The 5,019-nt window shown below is 37.7% G+C and carries 4 protein-coding genes and 1 pseudogene; 4 read left to right on the top strand and 1 reads right to left on the bottom strand.

Annotated elements, in window-relative coordinates; translation table 11 throughout:
- The 4 genes and pseudogenes from APA10_RS14615 to APA10_RS14610 form a co-directional block, all read left to right on the top strand.
- Window positions 1–293 (top strand): annotated as a pseudogene (locus APA10_RS14615) (IS3 family transposase); the annotation flags it as partial.
- A gap of 321 nt (window positions 294–614) precedes the next feature.
- Entirely contained in the window at window positions 615–1,568 is a 954-nt protein-coding gene (locus APA10_RS09565) for a UDP-glucuronic acid decarboxylase family protein (RefSeq protein WP_124326571.1), read from the top strand.
- 28 nt (window positions 1,569–1,596) lie between these two features.
- Entirely contained in the window at window positions 1,597–2,922 is a 1,326-nt protein-coding gene (locus APA10_RS09560; protein ID WP_003631086.1) for a UDP-glucose dehydrogenase family protein, read from the top strand.
- Window positions 2,923–2,926: 4 nt separating this feature from the next.
- Entirely contained in the window at window positions 2,927–4,582 is a 1,656-nt protein-coding gene (locus APA10_RS14610; RefSeq protein WP_003631084.1) for a glycosyltransferase family 61 protein, read from the top strand.
- Window positions 4,583–4,761: 179 nt separating this feature from the next.
- On the opposite strand, the gene APA10_RS15260 is transcribed toward APA10_RS14610, so the two are convergent.
- Window positions 4,762–5,019: hypothetical protein (locus APA10_RS15260; protein ID WP_035367594.1), on the bottom strand; the 258-nt coding region annotated here is incomplete at its 5' end.

Below are 5,019 nucleotides of genomic sequence, written 5' to 3'. Positions count from 1 at the left end.
TTTTCCACTCCGATCGTGGCAGCCAATACTGCTCTCATGACTTCTGGAAAAAGTTGCTAGCCCATGGATTGCTGGCTTCAATGTCTGGAAAAGGAAACTGTTTTGACAACGTTGCTGTCGAAACGTTTTTCAAAAGCCTGAAGGCGGAATGGCTCTGGAGGCAAAACTGGCTAACCCGTCGTCAGGCGACTGTTGCCATCCTTCCAGTATATCAATAGTTTCTACAATCCTCGTCGACGCCATTCATATCTGGGCGGTATTAGCCCCCTGCTTTCGAAGCAAGAGTGGCATAATCACTTCCTGACCAGCACAAAAACGTTACAAGTCTAGATCAGCGCCGCTGCGTAGAAAAAGACCATAACGTTCCCCGCTCTGCCCCAGATGCAGAGCAAAAGTTATCACTCACAACCATCAATACCAGTTTGTTGGGCCCAAAATTAGGACAAAACGCCTTCAATCAAAGTTTCTCTTTTCGACTGAAGAAATGGAACATATTAAATCCATCCATATTTTGACTGCACTAGACTGGCGAAGCGTTGATAGGCATATAGTTAGTCTGTTCTTCTATACCATTCGGCGATATATAATTAGCAAGCGAGCTTGAGGAGGCGTTTTTGTCAGATAAACAAAGAAAAATCCTGGTGACGGGAGGTGCGGGCTTTGTGGGATCACATTTGTGCGGTAATCTTTTAAAAAAAAATCATAAAGTAATATGTATGGATAATTATTATACAGGAAGTGAGAAGAATATTTCTCAGTTTCTGAATAATGAAAATTTTGAATTCATTGAACATAACATTATTGAGCCTTTTGACCTTAAAGTAGATCAAATCTATAATTTGGCTTGTCCTGCTTCACCTCCGCATTACCAAAAAGACCCAATTTATACTCTAAAAACCAGTATTTGGGGGGTATTAAACGTTTTAGAGGTGGCGCGCCGTAATGGTGCAAAAATGCTGCAAGCCAGTACTAGTGAGGTTTATGGTGACCCAAATATTTCGCCTCAATTGGAGAGTTATCGCGGAAATGTTAATACCATGGGACCTCGCGCTTGTTACGATGAAGGTAAGCGTGTAGCAGAAACTTTGTGTTATGAATACAACAAGCGCTTCGATGTTCCAGTGAAGGTTGTGCGTATTTTTAATACCTATGGACCACAAATGGATCCAGAAGATGGTCGTGTGGTATCCAATTTCATTATTCAAGCTCTTCGTAACCAACCCATAACTGTATATGGAGATGGTCAACAGACGCGAGCTTTTTGCTACGTTTCTGATCTTGTCGAAGGATTTATACGGTTTATGGAAACAGGACCAGAGATCATCGGTCCTATAAACCTTGGTAATCCATCTGAGATGACGGTCAAACAACTTGCCGAGTTGGTAATTAAGATTACTAACTCATCTTCTTCTGTGGAATATCTTTCTTTGCCAGTTGATGATCCTTTGCAAAGGTGTCCAGATATTTCTTTGGCCAAAAAAATTCTAAGTTGGAATCCAGAAGTGAGTTTGCTAGATGGATTGCGTGAAACCATAGCGTTTTTTGCGACTCAACTGAGTTCAAAATAGTAATTTTCTTGAAAAGAGATAACTGATTATGCGAATTGCGGTAATAGGTGGTGGGTATGTGGGATTGGTTTCGGGAGCGTGCTTTGCCGAAATTGGTCATCATGTGACGATTGTTGAAAGTGTCACAGAAAAACTAAATATCCTACTTGATGGTGGTGTCCCAATTTATGAGGCGGGGTTAGAAAAATTAATTCATTCCAATCGCAAAGCAGGTAGAATAAATTTTTGTAACAATATTGCGGAGGGGATAAAAGACGCTAGTGTTGTCTTTATTGCGGTAGGGACACCAACTAGGAAAGAAGATGCCCGAGCTGATACGCAATATGTTTTCAGTGCAGTGCGTGATGTTGTGGAAAATGCTACTCATTCACTGGTAATTGTTACTAAAAGCACTGTTCCTCTTGGAACTGGGCAAGCTATTTCTGAAATAATTCAAAATATTAAGCCTTCCGCTCATATCGATGTTGTCTCAAATCCTGAATTTCTTCGCGAAGGGTGCGCAATTGAAGATTTTCTAAAGCCTGATCGGATTGTTATTGGGGCAGAAAACGATAATGCACGCAAAAAAATGGAAGAGCTATATAAGCCAATTACTGATGCGGGCTACCCATTACTTAGCGTAAGTGTAAAAAGTGCAGAATTGATTAAATACGCTTCAAATGCATTTTTGGCAATGAAAGTGGCATTTATCAACGAAATATCAGATATCTGTGAAAGATCCGGAGCTGTTGTGAGCGACGTTTCTAAAGGGATGGGTCTTGATAATAGAATTGGAGCAAAATTCCTACATGCGGGACCAGGATATGGTGGTTCTTGCTTTCCCAAAGATACGCTTGCACTGATACATATTGCTGCTGATTATGGATGTGATATTTCGTTGGTTAAAGCTACTGTTGAGAGTAATGACAAGCGTAAATCAAGTATGGTTAATCGCGTAATTGAAGCCTGTAATGGTTCTGTAAAAGATAAAAAAATAGCTCTTTTGGGGCTTACTTTTAAAGCGGGCACAGATGATATGAGGGATTCTCCAAGTATTCCTCTAGTTGAAGGGTTGGTTAAAGAGGGAGCGATTGTAAATGCTTACGATCCGGAAGGCATGAGTGTTGCTCGTTCTATCTTACCTGAGGCTGTAAATTATGCCGATACTGTAGATGAAGTTTTACATAAAGCTGATGCAGCGGTAATTGTAACAGAATGGCCTGAGTTCAGAAGATTAAAACCGGAATATTTTGAAGAAAAAATGTCATCAAAAATTGTTGTTGATTTTAGAAATATCTATAGCAAACAACAATTTTCTGAGAATGGTTTTTCGTACTATCCAATTGGATCTGCTTCTGTAGAATACAAGAGCTGACGTTATGAATATTGCTTTAATATATGATTGTTCTTTAAATGTGGCAGAGTATCTTCTGCCACATTTTGGTAATTTTGAGAAAAAAGTAGTCAGTAGTATAGAAGAGGCTGAGAAGATAGCTAAAGAATATTCTCATTCTGTTCTTTTAACCTCATTCTTCTTGACTAAATTGCAGGTTTTTTCTCAATGGGAAGAAAAGGTAGCTGAGCTAGTAAACAAATTTAGTACGGTGCTATTTTTTGAGCCAGACTATGAAAGTGATGAGTTTTTACAAGAAAATAGATTTAGGAATTTTCATTTCCTTTTTGATAATAATATTAATGGTGGGAAAGTAAAGTTTTCAAATTTTTTATTAAATAAGAAATTTATTTCAGTCTCGTCTTACGGCTTTAATCCTGATGTATGTAGTGATGCTTATTGGATTGTTAAAGATACTGCCCCAAGAAATTCTCTTCCACAAATAGGAAGTAAAAGGTCTTGTGTTTTTGATAAACCTGTTTTTGAGTATGCGTGTTATGTTTTTGAAGGGTATTATAGTGCACCCGTTCAATCTCAAGTATTACTTCTTAGAGAAAAAAAAATAACTAACTTTCCATTTAATTTTTTATCGTTATCTAAAGAAGCTCCTTTGTCGGAAACTGGGCAGATAATTTATCAGACTTCCAGTCCAGAAAAATTACCTTCTTCGGAAGTGGTTGGTTTTGGCGAAGTGTCGTCACAATGGCAAGATTTATTAAAATTCAAGCCAATGAATTTTAAAATTTGTTATGCAGAAAAAGGTGTTTCGTCTGGTAACGGATGCCTATATGTGAATGACAGATGGGTGGAAGAAAGTGAATATTTAGCCCATTTCATATATGGTAATGGTCACCATGAAAAAGGCCTGACAAAGTTTTTCGAAATTAAAAATATTAATGTTCCTGTTATTCATGCTTGGGTATCTGTAGGTTATAACTACTACCACTGGCTTGCTCAAATTGTGCCCTTCCTATACAAAGTAGCACAATTATTTGAAAAAGAAAATATAGAGGACTTTTGCATTGTTGTGGGTAAAATTTCTACTTTTCAAAAAGAGTATATAGATAATATATTCTTTAAATTCAAAAACTATAGACTTATTTCGCTTGAAGCATTTGAAGCTATTAATGCCAATAAAGGAATTTACTATGGAAATTCTGTTGGGCTGGAAACATATACATGTAATTTTTTCGAACAGATTGAAGTTGCAAATTTTTTGCGAAATCATATAAAAAAGAATGAGTCAGAAGTTTATCCAGAAAAAATTTATATTTCGCGAAAAGATACGCCTCATAGAAAAATGGAAAATGAAGACCTTTTAATAGAAAAACTCGAAGAGCGTGGCTATACGTCTATTACCTTGACGGGAAAATCTGTGGTTGAGCAAATTTCTATATTTGAGAATGCTAAATATATTATTGCTCCTCATGGTGCTGGCATGACGAATATTATGTTTTGTAAACCGCATGCACGTGTTCTAGAGTTTCATTGCTTACAAAACAAACATGAAGTCGGTCAAATATGTATGGCCAAAATTGCCCAATGTGCAAATATAGATTATGCAAGTTTTTTTATGAGAGAAAAGGGGAATGAAATAGACATTGATAATTTAATGAATGCTATAATAAATTTTGGTATGTAAATATTTTTTATTTAAAAGGGTGGGGTAATCTTTATTCTCCCACCCAGGAGAGCACTCTAAAAGCCTTAGGTTTTTAATTGGTCTTTGAGATTTTTATTGCCAAGATGGAGGGATCGAAAGGCCGTTACTTGAAGAAGTTATGTTCTGATTGGGAACTCGCTGAACAGGTATTGATGGTTCTACGAGATTGTATTGACTCTGCATGGGAGGCTTTGGATTGCTATCTGGCGGTGCAGTTCCGCCGCGAAGAAAACTAGAGCGCAATACCATTGCTCTGCCTCAGATGCAGAGTAAAAATCATAGGCTACGAGTACCAATACTTGCTCGTTGAACCCAAGATTAGGACACTTCCCCCGTTTGATCAACGGTTCTTCGATTTCTCTACTTTTTCCAGAAGTCATGAGAGCAGTATTGGCTGCCACGATCGGAGTGGAAAA

The sequence above is a fragment of the Acetobacter pasteurianus subsp. pasteurianus LMG 1262 = NBRC 106471 genome (assembly GCF_000285275.1).
Classification (GTDB): Bacteria; Pseudomonadota; Alphaproteobacteria; order Acetobacterales; family Acetobacteraceae; genus Acetobacter; species Acetobacter pasteurianus.
This window is presented reverse-complemented; position numbering and strand designations above follow the sequence as displayed.

Coding starts and splice junctions, on each gene's coding strand:
- APA10_RS09560 (WP_003631086.1), top strand. CDS start 1,597: ATGCGAATTGCGGTAATAGGTGGTGGGTATGTGGGATTGGTTTCGGGA.
- APA10_RS14610 (WP_003631084.1), top strand. CDS start 2,927: ATGAATATTGCTTTAATATATGATTGTTCTTTAAATGTGGCAGAGTAT.